This is a genomic window from Leucobacter rhizosphaerae, from assembly GCF_022919175.1.
Taxonomy (GTDB): domain Bacteria; phylum Actinomycetota; class Actinomycetes; order Actinomycetales; family Microbacteriaceae; genus Leucobacter; species Leucobacter rhizosphaerae.
The window spans coordinates 316465-335053 of record NZ_CP095043.1 but is presented as its reverse complement, the minus strand read 5'-3'; the positions used below and the strand labels follow the sequence as shown (position 1 = coordinate 335053).

General features: G+C 68.3%; 18 protein-coding genes and 1 tRNA gene. 11 read left to right on the top strand and 8 right to left on the bottom strand.

The annotated features are described in order from the left end of the window. Together MUN76_RS15480 and MUN76_RS01535 are read left to right on the top strand one after the other, a co-directional pair. Complete coding sequence (locus tag MUN76_RS15480) at positions 1 to 129, top strand: hypothetical protein (protein WP_256451798.1); 129 nt, start codon at positions 1 to 3, stop codon at positions 127 to 129. After that, on the top strand, positions 117 to 2321 hold the full coding sequence (locus tag MUN76_RS01535; RefSeq protein WP_244686543.1) for a putative bifunctional diguanylate cyclase/phosphodiesterase: 2205 nt from the start codon (positions 117 to 119) through the stop codon (positions 2319 to 2321). The genes MUN76_RS15480 and MUN76_RS01535 overlap by 13 nt, the downstream gene beginning before the upstream one ends. A gap of 34 nt (positions 2322 to 2355) precedes the next feature. Here MUN76_RS01535 and MUN76_RS01530 read toward each other — a convergent pair whose 3' ends face one another. After that, the gene (locus MUN76_RS01530) at positions 2356 to 3219 is read right to left on the bottom strand and encodes a hypothetical protein (protein ID WP_244686542.1); all 864 of its coding nucleotides are present in this window, start codon (positions 3217 to 3219) and stop codon (positions 2356 to 2358) included. Positions 3220 to 3450: 231 nt separating this feature from the next. On the opposite strand from MUN76_RS01530, the gene MUN76_RS01525 reads away from it, so the two are divergent. Both MUN76_RS01525 and MUN76_RS01520 read left to right on the top strand, forming a co-directional pair. After that, positions 3451 to 4221 carry a GNAT family N-acyltransferase gene (locus tag MUN76_RS01525; RefSeq protein WP_244686540.1) on the top strand — a complete coding sequence of 257 codons (771 nt, stop codon included), beginning with the start codon at positions 3451 to 3453 and terminating at the stop codon, positions 4219 to 4221. Continuing rightward, positions 4221 to 5162 carry a ThiF family adenylyltransferase gene (locus MUN76_RS01520; RefSeq protein WP_244686538.1) on the top strand — a complete coding sequence of 314 codons (942 nt, stop codon included), beginning with the start codon at positions 4221 to 4223 and terminating at the stop codon, positions 5160 to 5162. The genes MUN76_RS01525 and MUN76_RS01520 overlap by 1 nt, the downstream gene beginning before the upstream one ends. 50 nt (positions 5163 to 5212) lie before the next feature. Here the strand turns inward: MUN76_RS01520 and MUN76_RS01515 are convergent, their stop codons facing one another. Beyond that, positions 5213 to 5638 carry a DUF1801 domain-containing protein gene (locus MUN76_RS01515; protein ID WP_244686536.1) on the bottom strand — a complete coding sequence of 142 codons (426 nt, stop codon included), beginning with the start codon at positions 5636 to 5638 and terminating at the stop codon, positions 5213 to 5215. Between the two features lie 303 nt (positions 5639 to 5941). Beyond that, positions 5942 to 6017, bottom strand: a tRNA-His gene (locus MUN76_RS01510). A 131-nt stretch (positions 6018 to 6148) separates the two neighbouring features. On the opposite strand from MUN76_RS01510, the gene MUN76_RS01505 reads away from it, so the two are divergent. From MUN76_RS01505 to MUN76_RS01495, 3 genes are read left to right on the top strand one after another with little or no spacing between them, the layout of a single operon-like run. Beyond that, positions 6149 to 6496, top strand: a complete 348-nt coding sequence (locus MUN76_RS01505; protein ID WP_244686534.1) for a metallopeptidase family protein — start codon at positions 6149 to 6151, stop codon at positions 6494 to 6496. Continuing rightward, positions 6496 to 6795, top strand: a complete 300-nt coding sequence (clpS, locus tag MUN76_RS01500; protein ID WP_244686532.1) for an ATP-dependent Clp protease adapter ClpS — start codon at positions 6496 to 6498, stop codon at positions 6793 to 6795. Before MUN76_RS01505 ends, clpS begins: the two co-directional genes overlap by 1 nt. After that, positions 6792 to 7415 carry a DUF2017 family protein gene (locus tag MUN76_RS01495; protein ID WP_244686530.1) on the top strand — a complete coding sequence of 208 codons (624 nt, stop codon included), beginning with the start codon at positions 6792 to 6794 and terminating at the stop codon, positions 7413 to 7415. The genes clpS and MUN76_RS01495 overlap by 4 nt, the downstream gene beginning before the upstream one ends. Here the strand turns inward: MUN76_RS01495 and dinB are convergent. Continuing rightward, positions 7412 to 8629: a DNA polymerase IV gene (gene dinB / locus MUN76_RS01490; protein ID WP_244686528.1), complete on the bottom strand. Its 1218-nt coding sequence runs from the start codon at positions 8627 to 8629 to the stop codon at positions 7412 to 7414. The two genes, MUN76_RS01495 and dinB, sit on opposite strands and share 4 nt — an antisense overlap. A gap of 134 nt (positions 8630 to 8763) precedes the next feature. Between dinB and MUN76_RS01485 the strand changes: the two genes are divergently transcribed. The 4 genes from MUN76_RS01485 to MUN76_RS01470 are packed head-to-tail and all read left to right on the top strand — an operon-like array spanning position 8764 to position 14406. Continuing rightward, on the top strand, positions 8764 to 10500 hold the full coding sequence (locus MUN76_RS01485; RefSeq protein WP_244686526.1) for a glycerol-3-phosphate dehydrogenase/oxidase: 1737 nt from the start codon (positions 8764 to 8766) through the stop codon (positions 10498 to 10500). A gap of 14 nt (positions 10501 to 10514) precedes the next feature. Next, a complete protein-coding gene (gene glpK, locus MUN76_RS01480; protein WP_244686524.1) occupies positions 10515 to 12050 on the top strand; it encodes a glycerol kinase GlpK in 1536 nt (511 codons plus the stop codon). 38 nt (positions 12051 to 12088) lie between these two features. Continuing rightward, positions 12089 to 12724: a TetR/AcrR family transcriptional regulator gene (locus MUN76_RS01475; RefSeq protein ID WP_244686522.1), complete on the top strand. Its 636-nt coding sequence runs from the start codon at positions 12089 to 12091 to the stop codon at positions 12722 to 12724. Then, positions 12721 to 14406, top strand: coding sequence for an MDR family MFS transporter (locus MUN76_RS01470; RefSeq protein ID WP_244686520.1), 1686 nt, complete (start codon positions 12721 to 12723; stop codon positions 14404 to 14406). Before MUN76_RS01475 ends, MUN76_RS01470 begins: the two co-directional genes overlap by 4 nt. Positions 14407 to 14471: 65 nt before the next feature. On the opposite strand, the gene gatB is transcribed toward MUN76_RS01470, so the two are convergent. The 4 genes from gatB to MUN76_RS01450 are packed head-to-tail and all read right to left on the bottom strand — an operon-like array spanning position 14472 to position 18540. Beyond that, positions 14472 to 15986 carry an Asp-tRNA(Asn)/Glu-tRNA(Gln) amidotransferase subunit GatB gene (gene gatB / locus MUN76_RS01465; protein ID WP_244686518.1) on the bottom strand — a complete coding sequence of 505 codons (1515 nt, stop codon included), beginning with the start codon at positions 15984 to 15986 and terminating at the stop codon, positions 14472 to 14474. Continuing rightward, on the bottom strand, positions 15986 to 17521 hold the full coding sequence (gatA, locus tag MUN76_RS01460) for an Asp-tRNA(Asn)/Glu-tRNA(Gln) amidotransferase subunit GatA (RefSeq protein ID WP_244686516.1): 1536 nt from the start codon (positions 17519 to 17521) through the stop codon (positions 15986 to 15988). Before gatA ends, gatB begins: the two co-directional genes overlap by 1 nt. Next, positions 17522 to 17857, bottom strand: coding sequence for an Asp-tRNA(Asn)/Glu-tRNA(Gln) amidotransferase subunit GatC (gene gatC, locus MUN76_RS01455; RefSeq protein WP_244686514.1), 336 nt, complete (start codon positions 17855 to 17857; stop codon positions 17522 to 17524). A gap of 50 nt (positions 17858 to 17907) precedes the next feature. Beyond that, the gene (locus MUN76_RS01450) at positions 17908 to 18540 is read right to left on the bottom strand and encodes a DNA-3-methyladenine glycosylase I (RefSeq protein ID WP_244686512.1); all 633 of its coding nucleotides are present in this window, start codon (positions 18538 to 18540) and stop codon (positions 17908 to 17910) included. Positions 18541 to 18589 lie beyond the last annotated feature (49 nt).

Genomic DNA, 18589 nt, shown 5'->3' with positions numbered 1-18589 from the left:
ATGGAAACGTCGAAGCGTAGCCTCGTCTGGGTCGGGGTGTTCGTCGCGATCGCCGCCGGCACCATCGGCACCGGCGTGGCGCTCACGGTCGTGATCCCCCGGACTCCTGGACCCAGGTGCTGGCCCTGATCGCGAGCGTGATCATCTGCGCTCCGTTCCAACTGCACGTGGGTCGCCGCCCCGGGTTCCCGCTCGTCGGCGTCGCCATCGTGATGCTCGCGATTCAATCCGTGGAGGCGTCGCCCTATCTCGACGTCAGCATCTGGGCGATCGGTCTGCTCGTCTCGCAGCTCTTCGCCCGTCGCAGCCTCCTCCAGGCGATGTACCTCACGGGTCTCGGATCGACCTCCGCATTCGCGTTCGTGGCGGTGAAGTCGACGCTCCTCGATCTCGGCGTCTGGCTGCTGCCGACGTTCCTCCTCGCCACCACCGCGTACTATCTCGTCTTCCTGCTGGGCGAACTCGTTCGGCAGCGGGGACGCACCACGACCGACGAGCGGAGCGGCGTGGGGGCGTTGAGCCTGCCGAAGCTGGGCGGCGTCGTGCTCATCGTCTCGGTGCTCGCGACGATCCTCACGCTCGTCGACGCCTCGGTGATCCCGTGGTTGGAGCGCGATCCGCTGGCGGATCTGACGCCGTTCGTGATCCTGCTCGCCGCATCGCTCATGTACATCCTGGCGCAGCGCCGCCGCTACCTCGGCAACGAGGCCCGGATGAGCGCGGTGGTCGACGCCGCCGTCGAACTCCCCCGCCACACCGGCGACGAACTCGCCGAGGGGCTGCGCGAGCGTACCCGCGCCATCGTGCAGGCGAGCGATGTCGAGTTCCGCGACCGTCCGCCGGGGAAAAAGGAGATCGGGGTCCCGATCACGCTCGGCTCAGGCCCGGCGCAGTATCTGGTGGCGTCGCGGGGACCGGGTCAGGCGACGTTCGCCCGGGAGGACGAGCGGGCCGTCGCCGCGCTGGCCCACGTGGCGAGTGAGGCGGCTCGGATCCAGACCGAGGTGGACCTGCTCGAGCGTCGCGCGAACAGCGACGCCCTGACGGGGCTCCCCAACTACGGAGCCTTCCAGAAGGCCCTGATCGACGCAAACGAGAACCGACCGTATCGCGAGGGCATCGCGCTGCTCTTCATCGACCTCGACAACTTCAAGAAGCTCAACGACAACTTCGGGCATCGGGCGGGCGATGAGCTGCTGCGCGCCGTCGCCGACCGACTGCAGGGGGCCGCGGGTGGCGGGGACTTCGTGTCGCGCGTGGGTGGCGACGAGTTCGTGGTGATCCTCACCGACCTCCTCTCGCTGGAGCAGGCGAAGGAGACGTCCGACCGGATCATCGAGGCCGTCAGCCAGCCACTCGCACTGGAGGGGCACGACATGCGCCCCGTGCTCAGCGCGGGTCTCGCGTTCTCGAACCACCGCGAGCTCGACGCCCAGACGCTCGTCGAGGATGCGGACCGCACGATGCTGCAGGCCAAGCGTTCGCGCCGTCAAGGCGCGTCATCGTCGGGAGCCAGCAGCGTCAGTATTTCGTCGCACCGATCGTCCCGCACCAATGAAATCGTCGCCCGCGCCATTCGCGACAATCGCCTTATGCTCGCGTTCCAGCCGATCGTGAACATCACCGACGGCCGGGTCTGGGCCCACGAGGCCCTGGTCAGGTACGTCGATCCGGAGCTCGGGCCGATCTCCCCACCGTCCCTCGTCGCCCGTGCGAAAAGCCTCGGCATGATGAACGAGTTGACCAAGCAGATCATCACCAAGGCGCTCGACGCCGCCGAGGAGTTCCACCGCCTCGCCCCGGCGATCCGGTGCATGACGGTCAATCTCGAGCTGGGACAGATCAGCGACAGCGAGCTCGGGCCGTTCCTGCGGGAATCGGCGCGCGCACACCCCGATCTCACTCTCTGCATCGAGCTGAACGAGCGGTCGCTCCGCTCCGTGACCGACGAGCTGCGGCGCGACGCCCTCCTGCTGCAGAAGGCCGGAGTGAGCATCGCGCTCGACGACTACGGTTCCGACGATTCCTCGGTGGGAGCGCTCGTGCACTTCCCGATGAACATCTTGAAGATCGACAAGAGTCTGATCGACGATCTCGATGACCTGCGCCAGCGGGAGGTCGTGAAGTCGCTGCAGGGCTTCGGCGACAACCTCAGCTACACGACCGTGGTCGAGGGTATTGAGAGCGCGGCGATGGTGGACATCATGATCGAACTCGGGGTCCGCAACGCCCAGGGGTACTACTTCGGGCGCCCGATCTCCCGCGCTCAGTCGTCGGAGCGACTCCGGCGGTGGGGAGACCAGGCATCGATCGGCGGCTGAGCCCGACGGTCGGGCGCGCCCGACGCGCGCCGGTCTAGGACTGCGGGGTGACGTCGATCCCGCCACTCAGGCGCGCGATCGCTTCATCGGGCACGAAGTTCGGGATCGGCTCGAAGAACGCGTCCAGGACGCCGATGAAGGCGAGCGCGGCCACCGACCAGGTCTCGCTGTCCTCCGCCGACGGGAAGTCGAAGTGCGCCTCCACGAGCGCCGGCACGGTGGCGCGGACGATGCCGAGCCCCTCGATCACCGAGGCGGTCGCCACCACGAACGGCTGATAGTCGTTGTGGAACTCCGACCGCAGCTGATAGCCGAGTGTCGGCAGGACGTTGCGGTAGAAGCTCTCCATCGTCTCGACGAACGCCAGCTCGCTCGCTCGGAGCGCGTCGATCACGCGGGTCCGGGCCTCACCCTCCGGCCACGCCATGATGGTCGTGGAGAGCGCCGCGTACGTGCGCCACTTGCCGGACGCGGTGACGACATTGAAGTTGTACTCCGCGGCGGTGCGGATCACACTGCTGAGCACCCGTCGCCGCCCCTCCGGCGACCGGAGGTCGTCAATCCGCATGCCGAGGTACTGCCAGGTCGTGAGCAGTGTCTCGGTGTCGGCGCGATCGATCTGCGCCTGGTTCGCCAGCTCGCAGAACAGGTCGGTGAGGAAATCTTCGGGAGTCGCCCAGATCTTGGAGAACTGCTTCAGGGTGACTCCGGCGTCGGACGACAGCTGGGCGATGAGCGCAGGATTCGCCCCGAGCGTCAAGCCAACGGTGTCGACGTACCGTGTCGCGCTGTCCAGAATGCGGGCGCGGGCATCCGTGGAAGCGGAGTCTGCGCGCGGGCTGCCGTCACGATTCCAATTCTCTTCCGGCACCATCACCCCAATCGACACGTCACCCATTTGCACCATGGTATCAATTCGCGCCGTCGTTTCACCGCTTTTTCCGATTCCTCCGCATTGCCGACGCACAGACTCCGACACGACCCGCCGCGTGAACGCGTCTGCACCAGTTCTGACTCACTTGTAGGGCAGAATGAGTCTCTGACGAACTCATCTGAGTTCACGATCCGGGGGGAATCATGAACTGGCGACGGCAATTACATCTGACTGCACTCCGAAAGGACGCCGTCGTTGTCGCACATTGATCGTTCGATCACCAATCACCAGGTCATTCCGGTAGTGCAGTCGGACCTGTTCGAGGCCGAACCCGCGTCGCGTCTCGCCTGCGGCCTGCTGGCGGTGAACGGGGTACCGCTCCCCGGTTTCGAGGACGAGTACCGCGCGCACTTCGACCTCCGTCGGCGGGTGTACGTCGACCAGACCGGCCAGCTCGACGCGAGCGAGCTGAACGAGGACGGCACGGACCGCGACGACGACGACGCGCGCTCGGTCACCTTCGCCGTCTTTGAGAATCACGAGGAGGGCGTGCGCGTGGTCGGCGTCGCGCGCCTCATCGTGCGCGGCGATACCGTGCCGCTGCCGGTCGAGGAGTTCTGTCCCGAATCCTTCGGGCCGGGCGACGTCACCGCCTCGTGCGTCGAGGTGTCCCGCGTCATCGCGCGTCATGAGACCGCCGTGCTGCAGGACGTGATCCAGTACCACCTCTTCGCGATGATGCTGGCCTACATCTCCAAGCACCAGCACGAGCGCACCTTCGCGATCATCGAGCCCTGGCTGGAGCGCCATCTCGTGGGTGTGCTCGCGATCCAGCGCATCGGCGAGCCCACGTACGTCGAGCACTACCTCGATTACAACCTGCCGATCGAGGTCGATATCCCGGCGTCCATCGACAAGGTGAACACGCGGAACAGCGACTCGATCGACGGGTACCGCGCTGCCGAACCCGCCCTGACCTACTTCGGACGCGCCTCGCGCGGCACGCTCCGGAACCGGGCCGCCTGATGGCCCGATCCATCTCGTCTCCCGAATTCTCGCGCAACTACGGATTCTGGAGCGAGGACGAGCAGCGCGCCATCACGTCGTCTCGCGTGGCGATCGCCGGCGTGGGCGGGGACGGGTTCCAGCTCGGCCTCAAGCTCGCGCGCATGGGGGTCTCGCGGTTCAGCATCGCGGATCCGGAGGTGTTCGAACCCGAGAACGTCAACCGCGTCGAGGGGGCGTCCGTCTCCACGTTCGGACGGAACAAGGCGGAGGTCTTCCGAGATCGTGTGCTCGACATCAATCCCGAGGCCGAGATCGACGTCTTCCTGCAGGGAGTCACCCCCGACAACGTCGAGGACTTCATGCGCGGGGCGTCCCTGGTGCTCGACGAATCCGAGCTCACTCGGCCCGAGATCGGTTCGCTGATCGCCCGCCGCGCTCGGGCGCAGGGCATCCCCGACCTCCTCGTCATGAACGTCGGGTTCTCCGCCCAGGTCACCTCGTTCGCGCCGGACTCCCCCTGGACCTTCGAGCGATTCATGGGATTCGCATCGGACACTCCCCTTGCGGAGATCGCGGAACGCGGGGTCGACTTCGCACGCTGCCTCCCCTACATCCCGCCCTACACGGACCTGCGTTCGCTCGAGGCCGTGGTCGGGGATGACGGGGTCGATCCCGCACCCCTGCCGTCGATCTCGATCGGCGTGGACGTCGCTTCCGCCATCGGCACGACCCAGGCCTTCCTGCACCTCACCGCCGGGGTCTCGAACCGCCGCCGCTCGCCGATCTGGGCTCCGCGGATGGCCTACACCGACGCCTATCGGCTGCGCACGCGCATCGTGCGCGCGGGACGGGGCGCACACGTGCGGCACCTGCTCATGGCGGCCGCCCGGCAGAAGCTGGGGCTGAACCCGCTCGCGAACTACACGCTCCCCGAGATCGCGAGCCGCGCGGCCCGCTGATCAGACGGCTCGGTTCCGGTTCGGTTCGGGTCAGTCCGGTTCGGCTCCGGTCAGTTCGGTTCGGGATCGTCCTGCCTGGACCAGGCGATCGCGATCAGCCGACGGAGGACCGTCTCGTCGATGTCCTCGAGCTTCCGGACGTACACGCACCCCGCACCCTCGGTGTAGGTGCCGAGTTCGGGCAGCAGCCGGGCCCCGTCGGGCAGGTCCTTCAGTCCGTAGAGCGAGAGCTGCGCCTTGCGCGGCGAGAAGCCGGTCTTCGGCCAGTCGCCTCGGCGCCGCGAATCGGAGGGCGAGATGTAGCGATAGCTGCCGTACCCCACGATCGAGGGACCCCACATCTTCGGGTCCTCTCCGGTCACCTCGCGGAAGATCTGCGCGAGTGCCAGACCGTCGAGACGGCGCTTCGCCGGCGTCGCTTTCTCGATGAAGGCGTGCGGGTCGGCGTCCGTGATCTGGGTCGCATTCTCAGCCATGTGTCCAGTGTGCACGTCTGCGCGCCGCTCCGCCAGGTGCACTCTCATGCCCCCGCGCACTGGTGTGAGCGCGTTCCGTTGCGGAGCGAGGTACATCGGCCAGAAATCGGTCACGCCTTCGAGCACCGCCCCTCGTGTGAGCGATATCTGGGGCAGAACACGCGAAGCGCAACGGAACCCGCTCACACGAAAAAGGGAGGTATGGGTAAGAAGGGGTCGAGAGTCCCCCAGACAGCCGACCTTCGGGATCTCGTGACAAGCACACCGCCCCGCCGCGGAGCACTCCGAGACGGGGCGGTACTGTGGGGTGGCTAACGGGACTTGAACCCGCGACCACCGGCACCACAAGCCGGTGCTCTACCAACTGAGCTATAGCCACCATGCTGGCCGCATCCGCCGGGGCGAACGAGGCAACCCTACGATCATAGCCTATCTTCGGGTGCGATGTTCACACCGCCGCACACCGGATATTCACTCCCCGCGCGGCACTCCGCCCGATAGGGTGAAGCCATGGTCGAGGTGACATCCGAAATGTTCGAGTCGTTGGTTTCCGACGGCCTCGACTCGCTCCACGACGACATGCTCGCGCAGCTCGACAACGTCATCTTCCTGGTCGAGGATCGGCCCGAGGACGGTAGCGCCATTCTCGGGGTGTACGAGGGGTATTCGCTCGCCGAGCGGAACGTCTACGGGTACGGAGAAGAGCCCGACCGCATCATCCTCTTCCGCGAGAACCTGGCTGCCCACTGCGCCGATATGGATGAGCTCGTCGCGGAGATCCGCATCACCCTCGTCCACGAGATCGCTCACTTCTACGGCATCTCCGAGGAGCGCATCCACGAACTCGGGTGGGGCTGATGGTCGCGACGCAGGCGCAGCCGGGCGCCGGCGTGAGCGCCCGGACGGACGCGACGCCGGATCCGACGTGGCAGACGGTGGTCTGGGACGATCCGGTGAACCTCATGTCCTACGTCGCCTACGTCTTCCAGACCCACTTCGGATTCGAGCGTGCGCGCGCCGAGGAACTCATGCTCCAGGTGCACCACCAGGGCAAGGCCGTGGTGGCCGAGGGATCGCGCGAGACGATGGAGATGCACGTCGAGGCTCTGCACGGCTACGGGCTGTGGGCCACCGTGCTCCAGGGAGGTGCGGAGTGAAGCTGCTCCCCCTGCCCGAGGGCGGCTTGCGCCTGCACCTGGAGGTCGACGAGGCGGCGATGCTGGATCAGCTCGTCGCACAGCTCATGCAGTTGCTTCAGAGCCACAGCGGCACGGCCCTCGATCCGGATCCGCTCTTCGCGAGCCTCGAGGTCGGCGGGTCGGATGACGTCCCCGAGGATCCCGCGCTCGCGCGGTTGTTCCCGAACGCCTACGAGGACGACGCCGACGCCACGCAGTTCCGTCGGGTCACAGAGCAGGGACTCTTGAACCGCAAGCTCCAGGATGCGATCCAGGTCACGACCGCGCTCGGGCTCGGTGGCGGGCTCCCGTCTGAGGATGCCGTGATCGAGGTCGATATCTCGACCACGACCCTGCCTGCGTGGGCGCGCACGGTCACGGCCCTCAGGCTGGCGATCGCCGCCCGCATCGGCCTCGACACCGCCGAAGACCACGACCGCCTCTTGGAGGACGAGGAGACTCGCGGCACGGTGCTCGTCTTCGACTGGCTCGCGGCGATCCTCGAAGCGGCACTCATGATGCAGGGCGGAGCACTCCTGGACGGGGACGACGGCGACGACGCTGACGGATCCGCGGACGACGCTTCCGACCGGGCTTAGGCGGGCGGCTCGAGCGAGCGGGGATCGACGACCGGCCCGCGACCCTGGAGCAGGCTCGCCGATTTCACTCCGGCCGCCCCGAACCGGTGCTTCACGTCGTCCACGGCTTGGTCGACCGCGCGCCAGCTCTCGTCCTCGCTCCAGAGCGCCGCAAGGTCGCTGCCCTCCGGCTGGAGTTGCTCGGCGCGCACTCCGATAAGTCGCACGGGCGTGCCCGTGGCGCGCAGGCCGTCGAAGAGTTCGCATGCGGTCTGATAGATCCGCTGCGTCGCGTGCGTCGCCTCCGCCAGCGTGCGCGACCGGCTGACGGTCTCGAAGCTCGACCAGCGCACCTTGATCGCGACGGTCCGCGCCTCGAGCCCCGCGGCGCGCAGCCGTTCGCCCGTGCGGGTCGAAAGACGTAGCAGCTCCCGGCGGAGCACGGTCGGATCGGGCTCGTCGAACGCGAAGGTCTCCTCGTGCCCGATGCTCTTCTCGATCCGGGTCGTGGTGACGCGACGGGCATCACGACCGTTCGCGAGGTCGTGGAGGCGCTGGGCGCTCGCGGCCCCGACGAGCCGGGTGAGCGAGTCGAGCGGCTCTCGGGCGAGATCGCCGACCGAGTGAATGGCACGCGATCTCAGTGTGCGAGCCGTCGCCTCACCCACGCCCCACATCGCGTCAATGGGCAGGGGATGCAGGAACGCCAGGGTCTGCGCCGGTGGGATCTCGAGGATACCGTCGGGCTTCGCGCGCTGCGACGCGAGCTTCGCGATGAACTTCGTGCCGGCGAGGCCGACCGAGGCGGGGAGACCCGTCTCGCCGCGGATCCGCTCCCGGAGCTGCCGCGCGATCTCCGCGGGCGCGCCGAACAGGCGGATCGACCCCGCGACGTCGAGAAACGCCTCATCGATGCTCAGCGGCTCGACCAGCGGGGTGAACTCCTCGAAGATGCGCATGACCTGCCGAGAGGCGGCGCGGTACTTCTCGAAGGTGGGGGGCACCAACACGAGTTGGGGACAGAGTTGCTTCGCTCGCGCCACCGGCATCGCCGAGCGGACACCGAACCGACGCGCCTCGTAGCTCGCACTCGAGACGACCGATCGGAGCGTATCGTGCGCCGCGGCGACCGGCAGCCCGACCAGGTCGGGGCGATCGAGGAGCTCGACGGAGACGAAGAACGAGTCCATGTCGACGTGCAGCATCGATGCGATGTCACGCTGCGTGTCGACCATGACACCCATTGCACCACATCCCACCGACACGCACGCTCGACACCCTGCGGATCCGCCCAGGGTCGGGGCGGAGAGTCGGTGGTGTCTTGTAGCGTTGGGGGTGACGTCACGCACCCGGACGGAAGGTCTCTCACGTGCCCCAGGCGAACACCCCCAGCGCTCGCGCATCGGTCCAGCGACTCCGCGATCGCCCGGAGGCCGATGTGCTCATCATCGGCGGCGGGATCAACGGCATCGCGACGTTCCGCGAGCTCGCCCTGCAGGGCGTCGACGTCGCCCTGGTGGATCGCGATGACTTCGTCTCCGGTGCGTCCTCAGCGTCGAGCCACATGGTCCACGGCGGGATCCGCTATCTCGAGAACGGCGAGTTCCGTCTCGTGCAGGAGGCGGTGCAGGAGCGCAACCGCCTGATCCGCAATGCGCCGCACTACGTCGTCCCGCTCCGCACCACGATCCCGATCTTCAAGACCTTCTCCGGTGTATTGACCGCACCGTTCCGGCTCCTCGTGTCGCACGGCCGGGGCAAGCCGCGCGAACGCGGCGCTCTCCTCATCAAGGTCGGCCTCGTGCTCTACGACACCTTCTCGCGCGGCGGCGGCCGTGTCCCGCGGCACCGGTTCCACGGCCGTCGCCGCTCGCTTCGCGCACTGCCCCGACTCAATCCCGCGATCAAGTACACCGCCACCTACTACGACGCCGCGATGCACGATCCCGAGCGGCTCGCGCTCGACGTGCTCTCCGACGGCGTCGCCGCGGGCGCCTCCGCGGAACGCACCACGGCCCGCGCCGCGAACTACGTCTCCGCCGTCGGGTTCACCGATGGCGCCGTGACGCTCCGCGACGAGGAGACCGGCGACGAGTTCGGGTTCTCCGCGCGGCTCGTGATCAACACGAGCGGTCCGTGGACCGACCTCACGAACCGGACGCTCGGCGCCCCGACCCGGTACCTGGGTGGCACGAAGGGCTCGCACATCGTGCTCGACCACCCCGAACTGCTCGCCGCGACCGCCGGCCGCGAGATGTTCTTCGAGCACTCCGACGGTCGGATCGTGCTCATCTATCCGCTCAAGGACCGCGTCATGGTGGGCACCACGGACATCGATGCGGACCCCTCGGTGCCCAGCGTCTGCACCGACGACGAGGTCGAGTACTTCTTCGACCTGATTCCGCAGGTGTTCCCCTCCATCTCCGTCGATCGCTCGCAGATCGTGTACACCTTCTCCGGGATCCGGCCGCTGCCGAAGCACGACGACACCGTGCCCGGTTTCGTGTCGCGGGACTATCGGATCGAGCCGGGCCGCGTCGATGGCGTCCCCACGCTCAGCCTCGTGGGGGGCAAATGGACCACCTTCCGCGCCCTCGCCGAGCATCTCGGCGATACGGCGCTCGGTGTGCTCGGCGCGGAGCGGATCGTCAGCACCCGGACGACGGTGATCGGCGGCGGCGCAGGGTTTCCGCGAGACCGCGCCTCCCGTCGCATCTGGATCTCCCGGAACGGCGGCGGGCAGGATCCGGCGCTCGTGTCGCGCCTCCTCGACCGATACGGGACGAAGGCCGCCGAGGTGATCGCGGCGCTCCCCGCACAGCCGACCGAACTGGTCGCCGCGCCCGGGTACCTGGTCGAGGAACTGGCCGCCCTCGCGGAGTTGGAGGACGTCCGGCATCTCGACGACCTGATCCTGCGACGCACGTCGATCGCCTTCGTCGGCGGTCTCACCCGCGTTGCACTCGTGGAGATCGCCGCAGCGATCGCCCCGGTGCTCGGGTGGGACGACGATGCGCAACGCCTCGAAGTCGAGCGCATGACGGAGATCCTCCGCCACGCCCACCGTGTGGAGCTCGGCACCGCCGGGCTCGCCCCCATCAGCTGAGCGAAGGAGCTCTCGTGTCCCAGTACGTCATGGCCATCGATCAGGGCACCACCTCGAGTCGTGCGATCATCTTCGACCGGGCGGGGCGCGTCGTCTCGATCGGGCAGCGCGAGCACGACCAGATCATGCCGCAGGCCGGCCACGTCGAGCACGATGCGATGCAGATCTGGCAGAACGTGCAGGAGGTGATCGGCACGGCGCTCGGTCGGGCCGATGCCACCGATCGCGACATCGCGGCGATCGGCATCACGAACCAGCGCGAAACGACCGTCGTGTGGGACCGCCACACCGGGATCCCGGTCTGCAACGCGATCGTCTGGCAGGACACCCGCACGCAGGGGATCGTCGACAGGCTCGCGGCGGATGGCGGTGCCGACCGGTTCGCCGCCATCACCGGCCTGCCGCTCACCAGCTACTTCTCCGCGTCGAAGATCTCGTGGATCCTCGACCATGTCGAGGGCGCCCGCGCACGCGCCGAGGCCGGCGATCTGCTCTTCGGCACCACGGACTGCTGGGTGCTCTGGAATCTCACGGGCGGGGTCGACGGCGGGGTGCACATCACGGACGTCACCAACGCGTCGCGCACGCTTCTGATGGATCTCGCGACGCTCGAGTGGCGCGATGACCTGCTCGGAGCCTTCGACATCCCGCGCTCGATGCTGCCCGAGATCCGCTCGTCCTCGGAGGTGTACGGCGAAGCGGAGTACTCCTCGCTGCTGCGCGGCACGCCCGTAGCGGGCATCCTCGGCGACCAGCAATCGGCGACGTTCGGCCAGGCCGCGTTCGATGCCGGCGAGTCCAAGAACACCTACGGCACCGGCTGCTTCCTCCTCTTCCAGACGGGCGAGGAGATCGTGCACTCGAGCAACGGGCTGCTCACCACCGTCGGCTACCAGCTCGGTGAGGCACCCGCCCACTACGCCCTCGAGGGCTCCATCGCCGTCACGGGTTCCTTGATCCAGTGGCTACGGGATCAGCTGGGGCTCATCCACTCGGCCGCGGAGGTCGAGCACCTCGCCCGCTCCGTGCCGGACAACGGCGGCGTGTTCGTGGTACCGGCGTTCTCCGGACTCTTCGCCCCCTACTGGCGACCGGACGCACGCGGCGCGATCGTGGGGCTCACGCGGTTCTCGAACCGCGGACACATCGCCCGGGCGGCGCTCGAGGCGGTCGCGTTCCAGACCCGCGACGTGCTCGACGCCGTGAACGCCGACGTCACCCAGGCCGGTGGGATCCCGCTCACCGAGCTCCGGGTCGACGGCGGCATGGTCGCGAACGAAACGCTGATGCAGTTTCAAGCGGACGTGCTCGGCGTGCCCGTCGTGCGTCCCGAGGTCGCGGAGACCACGGCTCTCGGTGCGGCCTACGTCGCCGGACTCGCCGTGGGGTTCTGGTCGGGGCTCGACGAGCTGCGCGCCAATTGGGCCGAGGATCGGCGCTGGCAGCCACAGATGGACGAGGACGCTCGCGAGCGGCAGCTCCGCCTGTGGCGCAAAGCGGTCACCAAGTCCATGGAGTGGGTCGACGAGGACACCGCCCCCGGCACCTGAATGTGCACTCTCAGCCGCATCGTGCATAATTGCACTTTGTGAACGATAGTGCATCAATTTCCGGCATCGAACAGCGCAAACGGCGCACGCGGCGCGCGCTCACGAAACACGCGCGGCGCCTCACGATCGACCACGGCCTGCACGGCTTCACGGTCGAGCAGGTGTGCGAACTCGCGGGAGTGAGCCGCCGCACCTTCTTCAACTACTTCGCGTCGAAGGAGGAAGCGATCGTCGGCCCACCCGACGGATCGCACCACGAGGCGTTCGATGCCTTCCGCGCTGCTCGACCGGCGGGGGCCACGGGTCTCTCACTCTCACTCGTGGACGACCTCGTCACCCTGGCCGTCGAGCTCATCGGAGAGTTCGACGACGTCGACGAGTTCGACGATCCGCGGCTGGTGATCGCCCGCGAGCCCCAGTTGCTCAGCGCCTTCATCGGCGCCGGCGAGACGGCGGATCGGGAGTTCGCGGAGCTCGTCGCCGAGCGGGAGGGACTGCCCGCTGACGAGCCGGCCGTGACGCTCACGGTGGCGCTCTTCACCGCGCTCGTGCGGAGCACTGCCGACCGGTTCTTCACCCCCGGCAACGACCGAACGCTCGCCGAGCTCCTCGACGAGGCCGTCGCTTCCGCACGCCACCTCTTCCGCTCCGATCTCGAAAGCCCTCGCCCATGACCTCCACTTCAGCCGGTCCCGTCCTGCTCACGCAGCGACGCATCTGGATCATCTTCGCCGCGCTCATCGCCGGCATGCTCCTCTCGAGCCTCGACCAGACCATCGTCTCCACCGCCATGCCCACCATCGTCGGCCAGTTGGGCGGCGTCGAGTATCAAGCGTGGATCACCACCGCGTACCTCCTCGCCACCACGATCGTCATGCCGATCTACGGGAAGTTCGGCGACGTACTCGGCCGCAGGAATCTCTTCCTCATCGCGATCGCGCTCTTCACCCTCGCCTCGGTGGGTTGCGCCTTCGCGGGCGACTTCTGGATGTTCGTCGTCTTCCGCGCACTCCAGGGGCTGGGCGGCGGCGGCCTGATGATCCTCTCCCAGGCGATCATCGCGGACATCGTGCCCGCCGCGGACCGCGGCAAGTACATGGGCCCGCTCGGCGCGGTGTTCGGCCTCTCCGCGGTCGCCGGGCCGCTGCTCGGCGGCTACTTCGTCGATCACCTGACCTGGCAGTGGGCGTTCTACATCAACATCCCGATCGGCATCGTGGCCTTCATCGTCGCGTGGGTCACCCTCACGATCCCGTCGCACCGAGCGTCCAAGCGCATCGATGTGCTCGGCGTCGTCTTTCTGTCGATCGCCACCACCTGCCTCATCTTCTTCACCGACTTCGGCGGCAGCGCCGACCACGGCTGGGGTGCCATGGAGACGTGGGCCTGGGGTGTCGGCCTGCTGCTCGCAGCGATCGTCTTCGTCTGGGTCGAGGCCCGTGCAGAGGATCCGATCATCCCGCTGTCGCTCTTCCGCAATCCCGTGTTCCTGAACACCACCGCGATCGGGTTCACTCTCGGACTCGGCATGTTCGCGGCGATCGCGTTCGTTCCCACCTTCCTCCAGATGGCGTCGGGGACCTCCGCAGCGGAGTCCGGCCTGCTCATGATCCCGATGATGGTCGGCATGCTCGGGACCTCGATCGGATCCGGGATTCTGGTGTCGAGGTCGGGCCGCTATCGGATCTTCCCGATGGTCGGCACCCTCGTCACGGCCGCAGCCATGCTCGCGATGACCACCCTGACGGCGAGCACCCCCATCTGGCTCATCTGCGTGTACCTCTTCTTCTTCGGCGCGGGACTCGGCCTCATCATGCAGATCATCGTGCTGGTGGTGCAGAACGCGGTACCCGCGACCGAGGTCGGCACCGCGACGAGCACGAACAACTACTTCCGCGAGGTCGGTGCGTCGCTCGGCGTGGCGATCTTCGGGGTGATGTTCACGAACCGCCTCTCCGAGAACCTCCTCCGGGTGTTCACCGACGCCGGGGCCGACCCGGGATCGGCCGCGCAGGCGACGTCCACCCTCGATCCCGCGGCGCTAGCCGAGCTGCCGCCGGATGTTCGTGACGGCATCGTGTCCGCGTATGCGGACTCGCTCGCGCCCGTCTTCTGGTATCTGATCCCGTTCCTGCTGTTCGCGTTTGTACTCACGCTGTTCCTGAAGGAGATCCCGCTCTCGCACGAGTCGGGCATGGTCGCGCGAGGTGAGGCGATCGACGGGGAGGCCGCACTGGAGGCCGAACGTGCGCTGCTCGAGTCGCGGCACGCCGGTTCGGATGGCGGATCGAGTACCGGCCCGAGTGCGGAGGAGCGCACCGAGGACCGCACCGACGTGCGCCCCACCCGTCCATAAACGCGGAGCGATCCCCGGCCAGTTCGTCGGCCGGGGATCGCTCCCCGTGGGAAGGCGTCCGCGCGCTACTGCGCGGCGCGCTCCAGCACCAGCTCCCGCACGCGGGCGGCATCTGCTTGACCGCGCATCGCCTTCATCACGGCGCCGATGACCGCGCCCGCGGCCTGCACCTTCCCGTCGCGGATCTTCGCGAGGACGTCGGGCTGCTGCGCGAGCGCCGCGTCGATCGCCTCGATCAGCGGGCCGTCGTCCGAGACGATCGCGAGGCTGCGAGCCTCCACGATCTCCGCGGCGCTCCCCTCCCCGTCGATGATGCCCTGGAGCACCTGCCGAGCGAGCTTGTCGTTCAGTGTGCCCGCATCGACGAGCTGCACCACCTCGGAGACCTGCGCCGGCGTGATGAGGTCGGACGCCGTGGCGGAGCGCTCGTTCGCGATCCGGGCGATCTCACCCGTCCACCACTTGCGGGCGGTCTGGGCGGGCACCCCGGCGGCCACCGTCTCCTCGAGTGTGCTGAGCAGCCCGGAGTTCACCACGTCGCGGAACTCGAGCGGCGTGAAGCCCCAGTCCGCGCGCAGCCGGCGTCGCCGGAGGGTCGGATGCTCGGGCAGTTCGGCTCGCAGTTCCTCGACGAGCTCGCGCGACGGCGTGAGCGGCGCGAGGTCGGGCTCCGGGAAGTACCGGTAGTCGTCCGCGTCCGACTTCGGGCGACCGGGCGAGGTCTCCCCCGTGTCCTCGTGCCAGTGGCGGGTTTCCTGCGTGATCGTGCCGCCTCCGGCGAGGATGTGCGCCTGGCGCTGGATCTCGAACCGCACTGCACGCTCGACCGAACGCAGCGAGTTCACGTTTTTCGTCTCGGTGCGGGTACCGAGCACGGCCATGCCGGCCCCCTCGTTGCCGCGGGGACGCAGCGACACATTCGCGTCACAGCGCAGGTTGCCGCGCTCCATGCGCGCATCCGAGATCCCGAGGGCAACGACGAGGTCGCGGATCGTCGAGACGTACTCGGCGGCGATCTCCGGGGTGTCGGCCTCGCCGCCGAAGATCGGCCGGGTGACGATCTCGACGAGCGGCACACCCGCGCGGTTGTAATCGACGAGCGAGTACTCGGCGCCCTGGATCCGGCCGGTGGAGCCACCGACGTGGTTCAGTTTGCCGGCGTCTTCCTCCATATGCGCGCGCTCGATCGGCACATGCACGACCCGCCCGGATGCCAGCTCGATCTCGACGGAGCCGTCGTGAGCGATGGGGTTGTCGTACTGCGAGATCTGGTAGTTCTTCGCCATGTCCGGGTAGAAGTAGTTCTTCCGGGCGAAGCCGGAGCGCTCGGCGATTTCGCAGCCGAGGGCGAGCCCGAGGCTGATCGAGTAGCGCACGGCCTCGTGGTTCAGCACGGGAAGCGCCCCGGGCAGACCGAGGCACACCGGTGTCAGGTTCGTGTTGGGGTCGGAGCCGAACACGTTCGGCGCCGAAGAGAACATCTTGGTCCGCGTGTTGAGCTCGACGTGCACCTCGAGTCCGATCACGGGCTCGAACAGCTCGAGCGCCCGCTCGAAGTCCATCACCTTGGTCTTGGCCATCAGCGTGCCGCCTCTCCGGTCGGGGCGCCCGCAAGGGTCGGCGCCTGGGCCCAGAACGGTGCGCCATCCCGTTCCTCGATGAGTCGCTCGATCGCGGCGCCCGCGCGGTACAGCCGGGCATCCTCGAAAGCGGGGGCCATCAGCTGGAGACCGACCGGGAGCCCGTCCTCCGCGGCCGTGCCGATCGGCAGGCTGAGCCCCGGGATCCCCGCGAGGTTGGCGGGGATCGTCGTCGCGTCGTTCAGGTAGTCCTGCATGGGGTCTCCGGTGTGCTCACCGAGTCGCCACGCGGTCGTCGGTGCGGTGGGCGACGCGATGACGTCCACACGATCGAAGGCGCTCGCGAAGTCACGCTGGATGAGCGTGCGCACCTTCTGCGCGCTGCCGTAGTAGGCGTCGTAGTATCCGGCCGACAGTGCATACGTGCCGAGGATGATCCGTCGCTTGACCTCGGCGCCGAACCCGGCCGCGCGCGTCGCACTCATGACACCCTCGACCGTGCCGCCGCCCGCGGGCGTCTCACGCAGTCCGAAGCGAACCGAGTCGTACTTGGCGAGGTTGCTCGACGCCTCCGCGGGCAGGATCAGATAGTACGCGGCGACCGCGTACTCGAAGTGCGGCGCGTCGATCTCGACGATCTCTGCGCCCTGCGCGGTCAGCAGGGCGAGCGACTCCTCGAAGCGGTCCTTCACCCCGGGCTGCACTCCGTCGAGCATCAGCTGCCGCACGACGCCGACACGGAGTCCGCGGAGCGCGTCGCCCGAGGCGCCCTCGCGCGCCGCGGCCGCCATCGATGGCCAAGTGACATCGAGCGACGTCGAGTCGTGATGGTCGTGACCGGCCACGACGTCGTGCAGCAGCGCGGTGTCGAGCACCGTGCGGGCGCACGGGCCCACCTGGTCGAGCGAGGAGGCGAGGGCGATGGCACCGTAGCGGCTCACGCCGCCGTAGGTGGGCTTCACGCCGACCGTGCCGGTGAGCGCGGCCGGCTGCCGGATGGACCCGCCGGTGTCGGAGCCGAGCGCGAGCGGCGCTTCGAACGCGCTGACCGCGGCCGCAGACCCGCCGCCCGAGCCGCCGGGGACCCGGTCGAGCTGCCACGGGTTGTGCGTCGGGCCGTAGGCCGAGTTCTCGGTCGAGGAGCCCATGGCGAACTCGTCCATGTTGGTCTTGCCGATGGAGATCAGGCCCGCCGCGCGCGCCTTGGCCACCGTGGTCGCATCGTAGGGCGAACGGTAGCCCTCGAGGATCCGGGACCCGGAGGTCGAGGGCATGTCGGTGGTGACGAGCACGTCCTTGATCGCGAGCGGGACGCCGGCGAGCTCGCCAAGCGTCTCACCCGAGGCGCGGCGCACGTCGATCGCCCGCGCTGCAGCGAGTGACGCGTCGGCGTCGGTCGCAAGGAACGCGCCGATCTGGCCGTCGACCTCGGCGATGCGGTCGAGGTGGGCGCGGACGGCCTCCTCCGACGAGACCTCTCCCGTGGAGAGCTGCGCGGCGAGCTGCGCGGCGGTGAGGTGAATCAGGGACGACATCTACTGCTCCTCCCCCAGGATCGATGACACGCGGAACATGCCGTCCGTGGACTCGGGCGCGTTCGCGAGCGCCTCCTCGCGTGTGAGCACGTCCGCGATCTCGTCGGGGCGGGTCACATTGTTGAGCGGGATCGGGTGGCTCGTGGCCGGCACATCGGCGCTCGCCACCTCGCTCACCTTCACGATGTTCGTGAGGATCGAGTCGAGCTCGGTCGTGAGGCTCTCGACCTCGGCGTCGGTGAGGGCGATCCGGGCGAGACCGGCGAGATGCTGCACGGACTCGGCCGTGATCTCGCCGTTCGCGCCGGTGCGGTCTGCCGCACTGGTTTCAGGCATGCTGCTCCATCGGTATATCGGGAGTGGACGGTTCGGTGAACCACCCCATCCTACCGCTGAGACCCCGCAGTACCGGCCGCGGGCGCCCGACTCCCATCGGCCAGCCACAGCCCCGAGCACCCCCGACGATGGCTCGTGACGAGATGGACGTCGACGATCCCGATCGCGGTCATGAGCGCGTACGCCATCGTCGGACCGACAAAAGAGAACCCGTGGCGTTTGAGGGCCCGGGCGAGTTCGGCGGCTTCGGGCGCCGTACTCGGCACCTCCGCGTCCGTCTCCGGTGCCGGGGAGCGTTCCGGCTGGAATGACCACACGAACTCCGCGAGCCCTGCTCCGGACGCTCGCAATTGCTGGGCCGCGCGCGCGTTCGTGACCGCGGCCTCGATCTTGCGCCGATTGCGGATGATCCCCGTGTCCGCCATGAGCGCCTCGACGCGGGTGTCGTCGAAGTCGGCCACACGATTGACCTCGAAGCCCGCGAAGGCCTCACGGAACGCCTCGCGCCGGCGCAGGATCGTGAGCCAGGAGAGCCCGGCCTGGAACGCCTCGAGCGTGAGCCGCTCGAACACGCCGGTCTCGTCGCGGACAGGCATGCCCCACTCGGTGTCGTAGTACCCCCGCAGCAGCGGATCGGTGTTCGCCCAGGCGGCGCGCACCCGCGTGTCGTCGTGCAGCTCCATACTCGATCTCACAATCTCGGAGGGCGGACCCTCACCGCGAGGGACCGTG